The sequence below is a fragment of the Inhella proteolytica genome (assembly GCF_016093275.1).
In the GTDB taxonomy this organism is placed as follows: domain Bacteria; phylum Pseudomonadota; class Gammaproteobacteria; order Burkholderiales; family Burkholderiaceae_C; genus Inhella; species Inhella proteolytica.
This window is the reverse complement of sequence record NZ_JAEDAK010000013.1, coordinates 111733-126106: the sequence shown is the minus strand read 5'-3', so window position 1 is coordinate 126106 and position 14374 is coordinate 111733. Positions and strand designations below refer to the sequence as shown.

Below are 14374 nucleotides of genomic sequence, written 5' to 3'. Positions count from 1 at the left end.
TGCAGGGCAAACACGTTCTTCGCCAGGTCGATGCCGACGCACACAATGGCCATGGACTTCCCCTTTCGAGTCAGTTGATGAGATTTCGCAACCCCATCGTGGCACTCGTTGCCGTTTCCCGCTTATTACGGGCCGCTCGGGACGGGGAAGTCCCTTTCATTCGTTAGGCGTCACATGCCCCTTAGTCGAACCCTAGTAGCACTGCTCCTCGCACTGCCGCTTGGCGTCAGCGCAACTGCACAGTTTCCCGATCAATTGCTCCTTAACGGAGAAAAGGTTGCGATCTTCTCCGAGCCACTCTCTGAGTATCTCCGGGAGCGAACCGAAGCTCGTGAGAAACTGAAAGCGTTCATTAGTAAAACGAGGTGTTCCGCCTCTTGGAGAGGTTATGTAGCATTTTGGGAGATTCGAGACAACAGACTGGTTTTGCTTAGGATAGTCTCAAGCCCATGCGACAAGGAGCCGAGAGAATTACCATTGAATAGTTTGTTTTTGAACGCCAATGGCGAAGTCTTTGCATCCTGGTTTACTGGGAGGCTGTTAGTCCCCCGGGGCGAACAAACTCGGTACGTCCATATGGGATACGAGTCAGAGTATGAGCGCTATCTTCTTGTGACCGTAAATGAGGGTGTTGTGACGGAGCAGATTGAAACTACAGATCGCCCAAGGTGAAGCCTAGCATGTCGCTCAACCGGACCCGCGACGGCATGCCGCCGTCGGGCCTCATTTCATTCTGGCCCTGCGGCGTCATGCCGCTGCGGGCAGGTTAGCTCCGACGTTAGCCGGAGCCGGTTTCCTGCTCCCTTGAATTCAACAGAATCACCCCGAACAGGTCCAACCTTTGCACATCAACGACGTGCCGGCCACGCGGCGGGAAAAGGGGTTCGGGTGCTCTCCGGTTGGACGGCTTGATCGGTCGACTCGGTGGCGCTCAGCTCGGTCGCTTGAAGGCCTCGCCTCGGGCCAGCACTGCCTAGGCAAGATGAGAGTTTTTGCAACCCCATCGTGGCACTTTGATGCCAGTCGAGTTCGAACGACGCCATTCCCAACGGCTCTCGGGTGTCTAGGAAACCCGGGTCGATTCAGGACGCGAGGAAGCCCCTTTCATTCGTTAGGTTGCTTATTCCATGAACGCACTGTCGAGCGAGTTCACCCAGTTCTTGCGGGCTGCCAAGGCAGCCACATACGCAGGGCAAGGCGATGAAGCCTCTGTCACCCCTGCGCTTCAGGACTCCAAGCAGCTTGAGCACCGGGCCGGAGCCTTTCTCTATCGGGACATCTACGTTGGTCTGGTTCAGTTTGTCGGGCAGGAAATCGTCTATCTCAACAACCGCGCCATTTGGTCCATGAGCTACAGCGGTGGTTTGATTGGCAAAGAACAGTCGGCCTCCTTCAAGCCGGTTTATGCATTTCTACGGCAAGCACTGCTGAGTGCCCCGCCTGAGTTTCCGGTCCGTGGCCCCGCTTCACTGCAAGCCGAGCAAATGCTCTACACCTGCACAACCGAAGGTTCTCTCGAAGGGTTTCATGGTGTAGAGCGCATCACGCAAAGCGGCTCGCTTGTGTACGAGCTTCGGTTCAATGGAGGTTCGCTCGCTTGAGCCAGCAACCCGTCTACAGGGACTTCCCCACTGATCAAGCGCCAGGTGGGTTTCCTTTCAAAGCGGTATTCGGCTGCCTTTTCAGTTCCGGACGGACATTCAGCGAGTCGGCAGCGCGGGCACATTCAGACTGCAAATCTGCAGACGGCCTTGTTGTGTCGGAGTTTCATTCGAGTGATTCCGCACGGACCCTTTACGAACCGCTCGGCGGGGCTCCATTCACTCGTCGTGGCGCCATGGGCTGCCACAGAAGGGTTATCGAGCTGTCCCAGCGCCGGTCTGCCTGGCAGGCCGCGCTGGGCCGGCGGCCCAGCCCTTCGCCAGGCACCGTCAGTCCCCGGACTGCCGGAGTCCGGGCCCAGCCTGTGTTTGCAGTTGCGCGAACAGACTGAGTCTGGGAAGTTGGGTTTGCCGGGTTGGCGGGCTTCGTCAGGCCGGCTGGAAGCTGACGTAGCCTGGATCAAACGCCCGCCCTCGCGCCAGCATCGCCCACAGGATGCGCGCATGGTTGTTGGCCAGCGCCACCACCGCCTTTTGCCAGCCCCCCTACCCGCTTCAACTCATGCACATCTTGACCATCTCCGGCAGCCTTCGCGCCGACTCCATCAATTCGGCGCTGTGCCGGGTGGCCTGCTCACTGGCCCCGGCGCCGCTGCGCGTGACGGTGTACGCGGGGCTGGGCAGCCTGCCGCTGTTCAACCCGGATCTGGAGTCGCAGCCGCCCGCGGCCGTGGGCGCGCTGCGGGCTGCGGTGGCACAGGCGGATGCCCTGTTCATCGCCAGCCCGGAGTACGCGCATGGCATTTCCGGGCCGATGAAGAACGCACTCGACTGGCTGGTCAGCTTCGAGGGCAGCGTGGCCAAGCCGGTGGCGCTGGTGAACACCTCCCCCCGGGCCCACCACGCCTACGCGGCGCTGGGCGAGGTGCTGCGGACGATGTCCATGGTGCAGGTCACCGAGGCCTCGGTGACCCTGCCGCTGCTGGGCACCTGCACCACTGAAGCGGCGATGCGCCGCTCGGACGCGGTGTGCCATGCGGTGCGGGCCAGCCTGGAGGCGCTGGCACGGTATGCCGCGGGCGGTGGTGCCGGCGGGCCCTGCTTTGCGCTGAGCTGAGCCCGGGCCTCAGCCGGCCAGCCGCCGCGCCAGCAGCGGCCCGCCGTCTTCGATGCGGCAGTGCCGCCAGTCGGCGAAGCCGGCCCGCTGCAGGGCTGCGTGCCAGGGCTCCAGCGCGCTGGCGCAGCGGCCCAGCGCGGCCTGCGCGGCGGGCGCGAGGAAGGCGGCGTGGATGAGCTGGCGCGGCAGCATGGCGCCCAGGTGGGTGCTGAGCGCGGGGCCGAAGCGTTCGGCCAGTTGCGCGGGCTCGGGGGGCGGGCTGGGCAGGAAGTGGCGCACCAGGCCGTCCCAGAAGGGGCTGCGGCCCTGGGCGTCGCGCCAGCCGGGCAGCTCCACCAGCACCCATTCGGCGGGATGGGGGGCGGAGCGGGCCAGGCCCTGCAGCTGGGCCAGGGCCTCGTGCAGCAAGGCGTCCAGCACTGGGGCGGCGGCATCCGGATCCAGTTCGGGTGCCAGGTAGAGGCCGCTGAGCTCGGCCTCGCCGGTGGCGTCGTGCCCGAGCTGCAGCGTGGTCTGCACCTGGTGCAGGCCGAGCTCGGGCGCGGCGTGCACCACGCGGCCGAGGTGGAAGCTGTAGCGCGCGCGGCTGTGGCCCAGGGCGGCTTGCAGGTGCAGGGCCGCCAGCAGGGCGCCGCCGGGTGCGCGCGCGCAGAGCCAGTGGCCGCCGTCTTCCTGCGCGCAGGGGGCGCCGGCGGGGCGGGTGTCGCAGCGTTCGATCGTCATGCCAGGGCCTCCAGGTTCAGCGGGGTGGCCAGGGCGTCGGGGTTGGGGGGCACGGCGCCGGGGGCGAGCAGCTGGGCACGGAAGCCTTCACGGGTGCGGGTGCAGGCGATGCAGGCCTGGCCGGCCAGTTCGCCCACCGGGCGCGCGGCGCGCACGCTGCGCAGGGCTTGCAGGCGGCCTTCGGCGGTGGGGCCGCCGTCAAAGATGTCGATGTAGCTCTCGGCGTCGAAGCCTTCGCTGAGCAGGATGTCGAAGGGCAGTTCGCCGTCCGGGTGCAGCTGGCCGATGGCGCGTTGCGCCGCTTCGGGCAGCAGGGGCACGTAGATGGGGGACTGGGGCATCAGGTCGGCAATGAAGGCCTTGCTGCGGCCGCCGGCCACGGCCTCGGCCTGGGGGTAGTCCATGTCGAAGAAGCGCCGGCCCACGGCGTCCCAAAACGGGCTGTGGCCTTGGGCGTCCAGCAGGCCGGGGAACTCGGCCACGATGCGGTCGGAAAAGCGCGCGGCGTGCAGCTGCAGGAACAGCAGGCGGGCGCGCGAGAGCAGCTGCGCGGCCTCCAGCGGGGCCTGGGGGGCGATGTAGAAGGAGGTGAGCAGCGTGGCGCCAGTGAGGTCGTGGCAGAGGTGCAGGGTGTGGGTGCGCTGGGTCAGGCCCAGGGCGGCACTGGTGGCGACGACGAATTCGTTGCGGTAGCTGTAGAAGCGCGAGCCGTAGCCGGCGCGGGCGGCGATGCCCGAGCAGCCGAGCAGCCGGCCCTGCTGCTCCAGCACGAAGAGGTAGCTTTCCTCGCCGCTGACGTCGTCGTCGGCGGTGGCGAAGGCCTGCAGCGAGCGTTCGATGCGCTGGGCGAGCAGCTGGCGGTCGTTGCGCAGCGAGCCGATGCCGGGCGAGACGCCGGCGGCCAGGCCCTGCAGGGCGTCCAGATCGGGCTCGGCCACGGGGCGGAGCTGGAAGTCGGAGGGGTTCATGCAGTTTGGCGCGCGTCGCGCGCAAGTGTGCCGCCGCTGGTTTCAGGGGTGCGCTGGCCACGCAGGCCGGCCAGCTCGCGGGCGCGCTCTTCGCGCGGGGTGCAGCCAAAGGCGGCCTTGTAGGCGTTGGAAAAGTGCGGGCCGCTGGTGAAGCCGCAGGCCAGGCCCACCTGCAGGATGGACTGACCGGTGCGCTGCAGCAGCTCGCGGCTGCGCTGCAGGCGCAGCTCCAGGTAGTGGCGGCTGGGCAGGCTGTCCAGGTGCTGCTTGAACAGGCGCTCCAGCTGGCGGCGCGAGAGGCCCACCAGGCGGGCCACTTCGTCGGTGGGCAGGGGTTCGGCCAGGTTGGCCTGCATCAGCGCCAGGGCCTCGGCCAGCTTCGGGGGCATGAGGGCGTGGCCGGCGGTTTCCCCCAGCACGCGTTCGTCGCGCGCGCGCAGCGCCGAAAGGCCCAGGCGGGCGGCGAGCTGGCGCGCCAGGGGCTCGCCGTGTTCGCGCGCCAGCAGGGCCAAGAGCAGGTCCGGCACGGCCAGGGGGCGCGAGCAGCTGGCCACCTGGGGCTGGCCGGGGCTGGCGTCCAGTTCCCACAGGCCGGGGCTCCAGATGACGCCGGGGTGCTGGCGCTGCAGGTGCTCGCGCAGCCACTCGATGCTGCAGGCACGCCGCCCTTCCAGCAGGCCGGCACTGGCCAGCCAGAGCGCGCCGCCTTCCAGCCCGCCCAACAGGGCCTGGCGCGCGGCCAGAGCCTGCAGCTGGCCGGGCAAGGCGGCCAGGGCCTCGCTGTCCACCATGGAGCGCCAGGGGGCGACGAGCCAGAACTGGTCCCAGGGGCGCTCCAGCAGGGGCTGGCCCAGGGCCAGCAGGTGCACGCGGTAGCGCGGCGTGTCCAGCAGGGCGTTGGCGCCCTCCAGCAGCTCGGCCACCGCCTGCGCAGCCAGGCGCGAGGCGCCGGGCAGCAGGCAGACGGCGACGTCGCTCAGGGCCATTCAGCAGGAACTCGCGTGGGATTGCATGGGGCTGGATTCAAGCAGAAAGCAGCTTGCCGCTGCGCAAGGCCTGCTCGCCCGCCACTTTGCCGACCGATTGCCCGGCCTGCGCCCAGCGCTGCAGCTCGCGCGCGAAGAAGAGCCCAGCCACCGGAGCGCGAATGGCGGTGCAGGTGCCGGCCACGGGGTCGATCAGGTCGGCCAGGTGCTCGCCCTGCTCCACCGTGCGGCCCAGCGGCAGGCGCCAGGCCAGCAGGCCGGCGTGCGGCATCACCAGGGGAATGCAACCAGCCAGCGGGCGGGCGCGGCAGGGCTGGGCCGGCGCGGTGGCGGGCATGCCGCTGATGAAGCCTTGCTGCGCCAGGAAGGCGAGCAGGCCCTCGGCGTCGGCCTGCGCCAGCTCATGCTGCACCTCGGCCTCGCCGCGCAGCTCCACGGTGGCGGCAAAGCAGGCCAAGGGCACGGCCGGCCCCAGGCGCGCGCGCAGGCGCGGCCAGATCATGGAGTGGGCTTCGTCGAAGGGGGCGTCGCCACTTTCTTCGGCCAGCAGCAGCAGGGGCGCGTTGACGCATTCGGCCAGCTGCAGGGCATGGGCCTCGAACTGCGGCGTGGCGTAGACGTGCATCACGGCTTCGTTGTCGCAGTGCAGGTCCAGCACCACATCGGCGTCCAGCGCCAGCTGCATCAGCTGGTGGCGCAGCTGCTGCAGGGCGCTGGCGGCCGGCCGCGCGGCCAGCTCGGCCTGCAGGCATTGGCGCAGGGCGCGGGCGTTGGCGGCGGTGTCGTCCTGCAAGGCCTGGCCGCTGGCCTGGAAGCGCGCCAGCGCGCCCTCGACCAGGTCGGGGTAATGGCGGTTGAAGTTCTGGCCGCTGGCCACGTCAAAGCGGCCCTGCAGGCGGCCCCACACCTGCTGGCCCAGGCCGATGGGGTTGCAGGCGGGCAGCAGCACCACTTCGCCCTGCAGGCGGCCCTGGGCCTCCAGCTCGGCCAGGCGCTGGCGCAGGTGGTAGCCCACCAGCATGGGCGGGATCTCATCGGCGTGCAGGCTGCACTGCAGCAGGGCGCGGCGGCCACCGGCAGGCCCGAAATGCAGGCTGGTGAGGGTGCGGACGCTGCCCACGGGGGCGGCGCTGAGGGGATGTTCTTGGGTTCGCATGGTCAGAGGCGCTCGGAGGGTTGGCCGGCGGTGCTGCGGCTGGCGGGGCCTTGGGTGTCGGGAGTCTTCTTGCTCGCCGCCCAGGGCTGGTGCAGCGGATGGCTCATGCGCACGGGGCGCAGATCCAGGTAGATGCGGGCCACGGAGTAGTCCTCCCCGCCCCAGGCGCCGGTGAACCAGCCCAGGGTGTCGGGGCCCTTGTAGAGGCGGAAGTCAAAGCCCAGGGTGGGCTCGGGATCAAGCGGGTCCAGCCCGGCCAGGGCGCGGCCGTTGAAGGCCAGGCCGCGCAGCTCGCGGTCGGGGCTGTCCACCAGCTGGGCCATGGCGTTGGCGATGGCGTTGTCGCCCAGCAGGTCGGGGAAGTAGGCGGCCTGCTTGAAGTAGGGCTTGAAGCCGGAGGCGTTGGGGTCGATGCGGCCGGCCAGCTTGTCCGCCGCGGGGGTGAACTCGCCGCTGCGCAGGTCGAAGCGGTCGCCACGGTCCAGGAAGCTCAGGCGCGCGCCGCGCAGGCCGAAGGCGCCGCCCTCGGGCGCGGGCTGGGCGGCGCCCAGGTCCACCAGCAGCGCGCCGCGCGCGCCGATGACCTCGATCTGATCGCCCCGGATGAGCGCGGCGCTGTTCTCCTCCACGCCCAGGCCCCAGCGGTAGCCCTTGGCCACCATCACCGGCAGCAGTCGGCCCACGCGGCCGCGCTTGAGGAAGTGCTGGTCCACGAACAAGGCCGGGCCGGCAAAGCCCAGGCCGCGGTCGATCTCCTGGCCTTCGCGCATGCGGCCCTTGAGCACGGCCAGGCTGTCCTGCGCGTCGCGGAACATCCACTCGCTCATGATGGCCGCGCCGGCGCTGGTGCCGGCCACCACGCCGCCGCGCGCCAGCACCTGGCGGATGGCCTTGAGCAGCGCGGTTTCGCGGCCCTGGGGCTTGAGCGTGTCAACGATCAGCTCCTGCGCGCCGCCGGTGAAGAACACGCCCTGCAGCGTGGCCACGCGCTCGGCCAGCTGCGGGTCGTCGCGCAGCTGCTTCCATTCATCGCTACCCCATTTGGGGGCAACGGGCAGCACCTCGGCCTGGGCGCCGGCGCGGCGCAAGGCCTCGGCGCTGCGCTCGCCCGAGCGCTTGGGGTTGTCGGCCGCGGTGGCCAGCACGGCAAAGCGCGCGCCGGGGCCGCCGGCTTCCTGCACGATGCGCTGCCAGACGGCGTCGTTGTCGATCTTCAGCGCGCCGCCGATGGCAATGGCGGTGCCCACGCGAGCGGGGGCCTCAGGGCGGGTGGCGGCAAGGGCAAGGGGCATGAGGCTGGCCAGGCTGCACAACAGGGCGGCTTTGAGGCCAAGGCGACGGGCGGGGTGCACGGGCGGTCTCCGACAGCGAAAGCGAAACGCGGCGGCCGGGGTGCCGCTGCGGGGCGCGATGTTCAGCGGGGCTGTGCCAGGGCCACAGCGGGTTGAGCCCCCAGGGGGTGGGCGGCTGCAAGTCGGCGTCGCTTCTGTGCAAGCGGGGCTTGCCGGCTGGCGATGGCGCCCTGCAGCACCTCTCCGCCCCAAATCGACACGGGTGGCCGGCGCTTCCCTCACACCGGCTGGCGCGGTGCGAAAGTCGGCGTCGCTTTCAGGCAAATGGCGCAGCGGCCACGCCACGCCGCTTTTCTGCAGGCGACACCGAGTTGCCGCCAAGCGACCCTTGCGCCAAAACCCGCTGATGCGGCAAGGCCCGAGGTTTCCAGAATCCAGCCCATCCCCTCCGCCTTGCCCCCCACGGGCCACCGCACCATGTCGCACACCTCTCTCCATCGCCTGTCGCTGCTGTGCCAGGCTTCGCTGCTGGCTCTGGCTGCCTCGCAGGTTCAGGCCCAGGCCCAAGCCCCCGCTCCGGCGCAGGACTCGCAAAAGCTCGAGCGCGTCGAAATCACCGGCTCCAGCATCAAGCGCCTGGATGGCGAGACGCCGCTGCCGGTGGAAGTGATCAAGCGCGGCGACATCGACAAGATCGGCGTGACCACCGCCGCCGAGCTGCTGCAGAAGCTCACCGCCAACGTCGGCGGCTTGACCGACGGCGCCTCCATCTCCGACCAGAGCGGCGGCCAGCGCGGCTTCAACGGCGCCAACCTGCGCGGCCTGGGCGTTTCCAGCACCTTGGTGCTGCTGAACGGGCGCCGCCTGGCCAACTTCGCCAGCCCCGGCGACGATGCCGGCGTGGACCTGAACAGCATCCCTGCGGGTGCGATCCAGCGCGTCGAGGTGCTGAAGGACGGCGCTTCCGCCATTTACGGCACCGACGCCATGGGCGGCGTCATCAACTTCATCACCCGCAAGGACTACCAAGGCGCGGACATCAGCGTCTATGCGCTCGACACGGACCAGGGTGGCGGCGGCAAGAAGACCTTGACCGTGGGCGGCGGCATTGGCGACCTCAAGAAGGACGGCTTCAACGCCTTTGCCACGCTGGATCTGCAGAAGCTGGACGCCTTGGACGCTTCGCAGCGCAAGTTCATCCGCGAGTACAGCCTGCCCACCAGCCTGCCTCCGCAAGCCTCCAGCAATTCCTTCCCGGCCAACGTGGATCTGTCCAGTGCCCAGCTGACCGCGCTGAACAACTTCGTGCGCGCCAACCCCAGCACCGCGCTGAAAGGCACGAACCCCGACGGCACATGGAACCCGGGTGGCCCGAACTCGGGCTCGCGCCGCGTGAACTTCGGCAAGGGCAGCTGCACCGGCGCGCCCAATCCCAACTTCGTGGACGGCACCAGCCTGGGCGGCCGCGAGGGCTGCTCCTACGACTACGTGGCGGGCTCGCAGATCTACCCCAAGGCCGACAAGCAGAGCGTGATGGGCCGTGTCTCCTTCCAGCTGGACGAGGACAACCAGCTGTTTGCCGAAGGCCTGCTGGCCAAGGCTCAAACCGACTACGCCGCCTCGCCCGCCACCGCACGCTTCCGCACCTCCTCCGGCATCACCTTGCCCACTTCGCTGCAAGCCGTCACGGGCGTCACCGGCCCGGTGGACTTCCGCTTCCGCCTGGAGGACGCGGGCTACCGCACCAGCCGGGTGGAAAGCGATGCCAGCCGCCTGGTGCTGGGCGCCACCGGCACCCTGGCAGGCTGGGACTACGACACCGCCCTCAGCCAAAGCGTGAACAAGGCCAAGGACACGGATCTGTCCGGCTGGGTGTCCTTGTCGCGCCTGGAATCGGGCATCAAGTCGGGTGCCTACAACCCCTTCGTGAACCCGAGTGACCGCTCGGCCGGCAAGGCCTTCATGGAGTCGATCCGACTGGACGGCGCGGCACGCATCTCCAAGGGCACTTCGACCAGCCTGGACGGCAAGCTGACCCGCGCCCTGACGCAACTGGACGGTGGCGACCTGATGCTGGCCATGGGCGCCGAACTGCGCAAGGAAAAGACCGAGTTCCATGCCACCGACGTGCTCAAGGCCAATGACGTGAACAACGATCGTTCCAGTTCGGGCGAGCTGCTGCAGGACACCCACCACTCCCGCAATGTGGCGGGCCTCTTCGCCGAACTGAGCGCCCCCATCAGCCGCCAGCTGGAAGCGCAGTTCGCGCTGCGCCACGACCGCTACGACGGCGTCTACGACGCGGCCTCCAAGAAGACCTCACCCGACCTGAGCACCACCAACCCCAAGCTCGGCATCAGCTGGAAGCCGGTCAAGCAGTTGCTGGCGCGGGCCTCTTACGGCACGGGCTTCCGCGCACCCACGGTGTCGGAAATGTTCCTGCCCCTGCGCTCGGGCATCACGGCCAGCTTCGTGCGTGACCCGGTCAGCGAGGAAGTCGGCCAGCTGCCCATCGACCGCTACTCCAATCCGGAGCTGAAGCCCGAGAAGTCCAAGCAGGCCAGCCTTGGCGTGGTGTTCGAGCCCTCGCGCAACCTGAGCGGCAGCCTCGACTTCTGGACGATCCGCAAGACCGACATCATTTCGCAGATCGGCGAAGAGACCATCTTCATCACGCCCGCGCTGTACAACGACCCGAAGGTGGTGAAACGCGATGCCGACGGCTTCGTGGAATACATCTCCGTCAAGAAGGAGAACCGCGGCAAGCTGAATACCTCGGGTCTGGACATTTCGCTCAACGTCCGTACCGACGCCACCGATCTGGGCCGCTTCGGCGCCGGCCTCAACGGCACCCTGGTCACCGAGTACAAGTTCTCCACCGACCCACGCTCCCCGCTGGTGGACGGCCTGGGCAAGTTCAAGGATGACAAGGCGGTGCAACGCTGGCGCCACAAGATCAACCTGGACTGGGACTACGGCCCCGTGAGCCTGACCGTGACGAACACCTACCTGGCCGGCTACCGGGACCAGAACGTCGAAGGCCTGGCCGCCCCGGCCTACGACAAGCGAGACGTCGAGGCTTACTCGCTGTGGGACCTGACCGGCAGCTACCGCTTCAGCCCGCAGCTGCGCGTGCGCGCCGGCGTGCTGAACCTGCTGGACACCGCCCCGCCCTTCACCAACCAGTCGCGCTACTTCCAGGTGACCTGGGATCCGACCTACGGTGATCCGCGCGGCCGCTCCTTCTTCGTAAGCCTGAACTACGCGCTGAAGTAAGCGCCCTGAACCGCTGCCGGGTCGCGGACCTGCCGGCCCGAACGGCCAAGCACCCACCAGGTGCTTGGCCGTTTGCTTTTCCGTGCCGCCCGGGGGGTTCTCGCCCGCTGCCTACACTGCCCGCCGCCCTCACCCACCCAGCCCCTGCGATGAGCGACGCCCCCTCCCCCACCGGCTTGCTGAAGATCGACCGGAGCGCCGGCGCCAAGCCCATGCGCAAGCGGCTCTGGCGTTGGGCCCTGCCCGCCCTGCTGGTGCTGGGCGCCGGCGCCTGGTTGCTGCGCCCCCGCGTGCCCGAGGTGCAGACCGTCTCGGCCGCGCTCACCCCGCCCTCGGTGCAGTACCAGCAGCTCACCGCCTCGGGCTATGTGGTGGCGCAGCGGCGGGCCGCCGTCACCACCAAGGCCACCGGGCGCTTGCTGGAGCTGCATGTGCGCGAGGGCTCGCGGGTGAAGGCCGGCAGCCTGCTGGCCAAGCTGGATGGCGCCGATGTGCGGGCCCAACTGGCCGTGGCCCAGGCCGCCGTGGGCCAGGCCCAGGCCCTGGCGCAGCAGACCCTGGCGCAGCTGCGCCAGGCCGAGGTAGAGCTGCGCAACGCCCAGGCCGAGGCCGAGCGCGCCCAGGCCCTGCAGAAGCAGGGTTTCATCAGCCCCCAGGCGCTGGACGCCAGCCAGCGCCGCCTGGACGCCGCCCGCGCCGCCGTGGCCGCCGCGCAGGCCGGCGCCGAGCAGGGCCGCAGCGGCGTGGCGCAGGCGCGGGCGCAGCTGGGGTTGCAGCAGGTCAACGCCGGCTTCACCGAGATCCGCGCGCCCTTCGATGGCGTGGTGCTGGCCAAGAACGCCAATGTGGGCGACCTGATCACGCCGTTCTCCAACGCCGCCGGCTCCCAGGGCGCGGTGCTGACCCTGGCCGACCTCTCCACCCTGGAAGTGGAGGCCGATGTGAGCGAGAGCAACCTGGCCCTGGTTCGCAAGGGCCAGCCGGTGGAGATCACCCTGGACGCCCTGCCCGGCAAGCGCTTCCGCGGCCAAGTGGCCAGCATCGTGCCCACGGTGGACCGCGCCAAGGCCACGGTGATGACCAAGGTGCAGTTCGAGCAGCTGGACGAGGCCATCCTGCCCGAGATGAGCGCCAAGGTCTTTTTCTTGAGCCAGCGCCCGAGCGACGCCGAGCAGCAGCCCTTGCTGACCGTGCCGGCCAAGGCGCTGGACGGCCAGCGCGTGTGGAAGCTCACCAAGGACGCCGAGGGCGAGCGCGTGCAGGCACTGGCCGTGAAGCCCGGCCAGAAGCTGGGCGACAGCATGGCCGTGCAGCCCGCCGATGCCAAAGCACTGGCCGGAGGCGACCGCCTGGCCCTGCCCCCGACCGGCGGGCTGAAGGACGGCCAGCGCGTGCGCACGGCGGCCCGATGAACGCACCCCTGATCCGCCTGCGCGGGCTCACCAAGAGCTACCGCCGCGGCGACCAGACCATCCCCGTGCTGCAGGGCATCGACCTGGACGTGCCCGCGGGCGACTTCATCGCCCTGATGGGCCCGAGCGGCTCGGGCAAGAGCACGCTGCTGAATTTGCTGGCGGGCATCGACCAGCCCAGCAGCGGAAGCATCGAGATCGGCGGCACGCAGATCGGCCAGCTCAGCGAGGCCCAGCTGGCCGACTGGCGCGCCGCGCATGTCGGCTTCATTTTTCAGTTCTACAACCTGATGCCGGTGCTCAATGCGCTGGAGAACGTGGAGCTACCGCTGCTGCTGACGAATCTGTCGGCCAAACAGCGCCGCGCGCACGCGCTGGCGGCGCTGGAACTGGTGGGCCTGGGCGACCGGCTCGACCACCTGCCCAGCGAGCTCTCCGGCGGCCAGCAGCAGCGCGTGGCGATTGCCCGCGCGCTGGTGACGGACCCCACGCTCATCGTGGCCGACGAGCCCACCGGCGACCTGGACCGCCACACCGCCGAAGAGGTGCTGGCCCTGCTGCAGCGCCTGAACCAGGAGCTGGGCAAGACCATCGTGATGGTGACGCACGACCCCAAGGCGGCGGCGCGCGCCCGCCGCCTGGTGGAGCTGGAAAAAGGCGTCCTGGTGGACGGGGCCTGAGGCCATGTTCCTGCTCAAGCTGCTGCTGCGCAACGCCTTCCGCCACCCGCTGCGCACCGGCCTGACCCTGCTCGGCCTGGTGGTGGCGATCGCCGCCTTCGGCCTGCTGCGCACCGTGAACGAGGCCTGGTACACGGGCGTGCAGGCCAGCTCCAGCACGCGCCTGGTGGCGCGCAGTGCCATCAGCCTGACCTTCGCCCTGCCCAAGAGCTATGTGGAGCGCATCCGCGGCATCGACGGCGTGCATACCATCTCCTGGGCCAACTGGTTCGGCGGCATCTACCAAAGCGAGCGCAACTTCTTCCCGCAGTTCGCGGTGGACCCACCCAGCTACCTCAGGCTCTACCCCGAGTACCGGCTCAGCGAGGACGAGAAGGCCGCCTTCCTGCGCGACCGTCAGGGCGCCATCGTGGGCCGCAAGCTGGCCAACCAGCATGGCTGGAAGGTGGGCGACACCATTGCCCTGCGCGGCACCATCTACCCCGGCACCTGGAGCTTCACGCTGCGCGGCATCTGGGACGGCGCCGAGGCCAACACCGATGAGAACCAGTTGCTCTTTCACTGGGCGCTGCTGAACGAATTCATCAAGCAGCGCTTCCCCAAGCGCGGCGACGCCGTGGGCGTGTACGTGCTGGGCATCAACCAGCCCGAGCGCGCCGCCGAGATCAGCCAGCAGGTGGACCTGCAGTTCAAGAACTCGCTGGCCGAGACCCTGACCGAAACCGAATCGGCCTTCCAGCTCAGCTTCGTCTCGATGAGCGAGCAAATCCTGGTGGCCATCCAGGCGGTGAGCTTCATCATCGTGCTCATCATCCTGGCGGTGATGGCCAACACCATGACCATGACCGCGCGCGAGCGCCTGGCCGAGTACGCCACGCTCAAGGCCCTGGGCTTCGGGCCGGGCTTCGTGAGCCGGCTGCTGCTGGGCGAGAGCCTGCTGATCGCCCTGATCGGCGGCGCGCTGGGCATGGCCGTCAGTTTCCCGATCGCCAGCGGCTTCTCCAGCGTCATCGGCAGCATCCTGCCCACCTTCCAGATTTCCAGCACCACGCTGTGGCTGCAAGCCGGCGCAGCACTGGGCGTGGGCCTGATCGCCGCGGCCTGGCCGGCCTGGCAGATGGGCCGCATCGACATCGTCAACGGCCTGCGCCACGTCGGGTGAG

11 protein-coding genes and 1 pseudogene are annotated in these 14374 nt (G+C 69.1%); 6 read left to right on the top strand and 6 right to left on the bottom strand.

The window, feature by feature from the left end; genetic code table 11:
• The first annotated feature begins 1127 nt into the window (after nt 1–1127).
• On the top strand, nt 1128–1601 hold the full coding sequence (locus I7X39_RS17335) for a DUF5680 domain-containing protein (RefSeq protein WP_198112425.1): 474 nt from the start codon (nt 1128–1130) through the stop codon (nt 1599–1601).
• 429 nt (nt 1602–2030) lie between these two features.
• Here the strand turns inward: I7X39_RS17335 and I7X39_RS23825 are convergent.
• Nucleotides 2031–2144, bottom strand: a pseudogene (locus I7X39_RS23825) (IS110 family transposase); the annotation flags it as partial.
• A 19-nt stretch (nt 2145–2163) separates the two neighbouring features.
• On the opposite strand from I7X39_RS23825, the gene I7X39_RS17330 reads away from it, so the two are divergent.
• Complete coding sequence (locus I7X39_RS17330) at nt 2164–2718, top strand: NADPH-dependent FMN reductase (RefSeq protein WP_198112424.1); 555 nt, start codon at nt 2164–2166, stop codon at nt 2716–2718.
• Nucleotides 2719–2727: 9 nt separating this feature from the next.
• Here the strand turns inward: I7X39_RS17330 and I7X39_RS17325 are convergent, their stop codons facing one another.
• Genes I7X39_RS17325 through I7X39_RS17305 form a run of 5 tightly spaced genes read right to left on the bottom strand, consistent with a single transcriptional unit; the run spans nt 2728 to nt 7843 of the window.
• Complete coding sequence (locus I7X39_RS17325; RefSeq protein WP_198112423.1) at nt 2728–3441, bottom strand: arginine N-succinyltransferase; 714 nt, start codon at nt 3439–3441, stop codon at nt 2728–2730.
• Nucleotides 3438–4409: an arginine N-succinyltransferase gene (astA, locus tag I7X39_RS17320; RefSeq protein ID WP_198112422.1), complete on the bottom strand. Its 972-nt coding sequence runs from the start codon at nt 4407–4409 to the stop codon at nt 3438–3440. The genes I7X39_RS17325 and astA overlap by 4 nt, the downstream gene beginning before the upstream one ends.
• Nucleotides 4406–5395, bottom strand: coding sequence for a GlxA family transcriptional regulator (locus tag I7X39_RS17315; protein WP_198112421.1), 990 nt, complete (start codon nt 5393–5395; stop codon nt 4406–4408). Before I7X39_RS17315 ends, astA begins: the two co-directional genes overlap by 4 nt.
• A gap of 37 nt (nt 5396–5432) precedes the next feature.
• Nucleotides 5433–6551, bottom strand: a complete 1119-nt coding sequence (locus tag I7X39_RS17310) for a succinylglutamate desuccinylase/aspartoacylase family protein (RefSeq protein WP_198112420.1) — start codon at nt 6549–6551, stop codon at nt 5433–5435.
• A gap of 2 nt (nt 6552–6553) precedes the next feature.
• Nucleotides 6554–7843: a cyanophycinase gene (locus I7X39_RS17305; protein WP_198112419.1), complete on the bottom strand. Its 1290-nt coding sequence runs from the start codon at nt 7841–7843 to the stop codon at nt 6554–6556.
• Nucleotides 7844–8320: 477 nt separating this feature from the next.
• Between I7X39_RS17305 and I7X39_RS17300 the strand changes: the two genes are divergently transcribed.
• From I7X39_RS17300 to I7X39_RS17285, 4 genes are all read left to right on the top strand, one after another.
• Complete coding sequence (locus tag I7X39_RS17300; protein ID WP_198112418.1) at nt 8321–11119, top strand: TonB-dependent receptor; 2799 nt, start codon at nt 8321–8323, stop codon at nt 11117–11119.
• Between the two features lie 149 nt (nt 11120–11268).
• Entirely contained in the window at nt 11269–12531 is a 1263-nt protein-coding gene (locus I7X39_RS17295) for an efflux RND transporter periplasmic adaptor subunit (protein ID WP_198112417.1), read from the top strand.
• On the top strand, nt 12528–13211 hold the full coding sequence (locus I7X39_RS17290; protein ID WP_198112416.1) for an ABC transporter ATP-binding protein: 684 nt from the start codon (nt 12528–12530) through the stop codon (nt 13209–13211). The genes I7X39_RS17295 and I7X39_RS17290 overlap by 4 nt, the downstream gene beginning before the upstream one ends.
• A 4-nt stretch (nt 13212–13215) precedes the next feature.
• Nucleotides 13216–14373 carry an ABC transporter permease gene (locus I7X39_RS17285; protein WP_198112415.1) on the top strand — a complete coding sequence of 386 codons (1158 nt, stop codon included), beginning with the start codon at nt 13216–13218 and terminating at the stop codon, nt 14371–14373.
• Nucleotide 14374 lies beyond the last annotated feature (1 nt).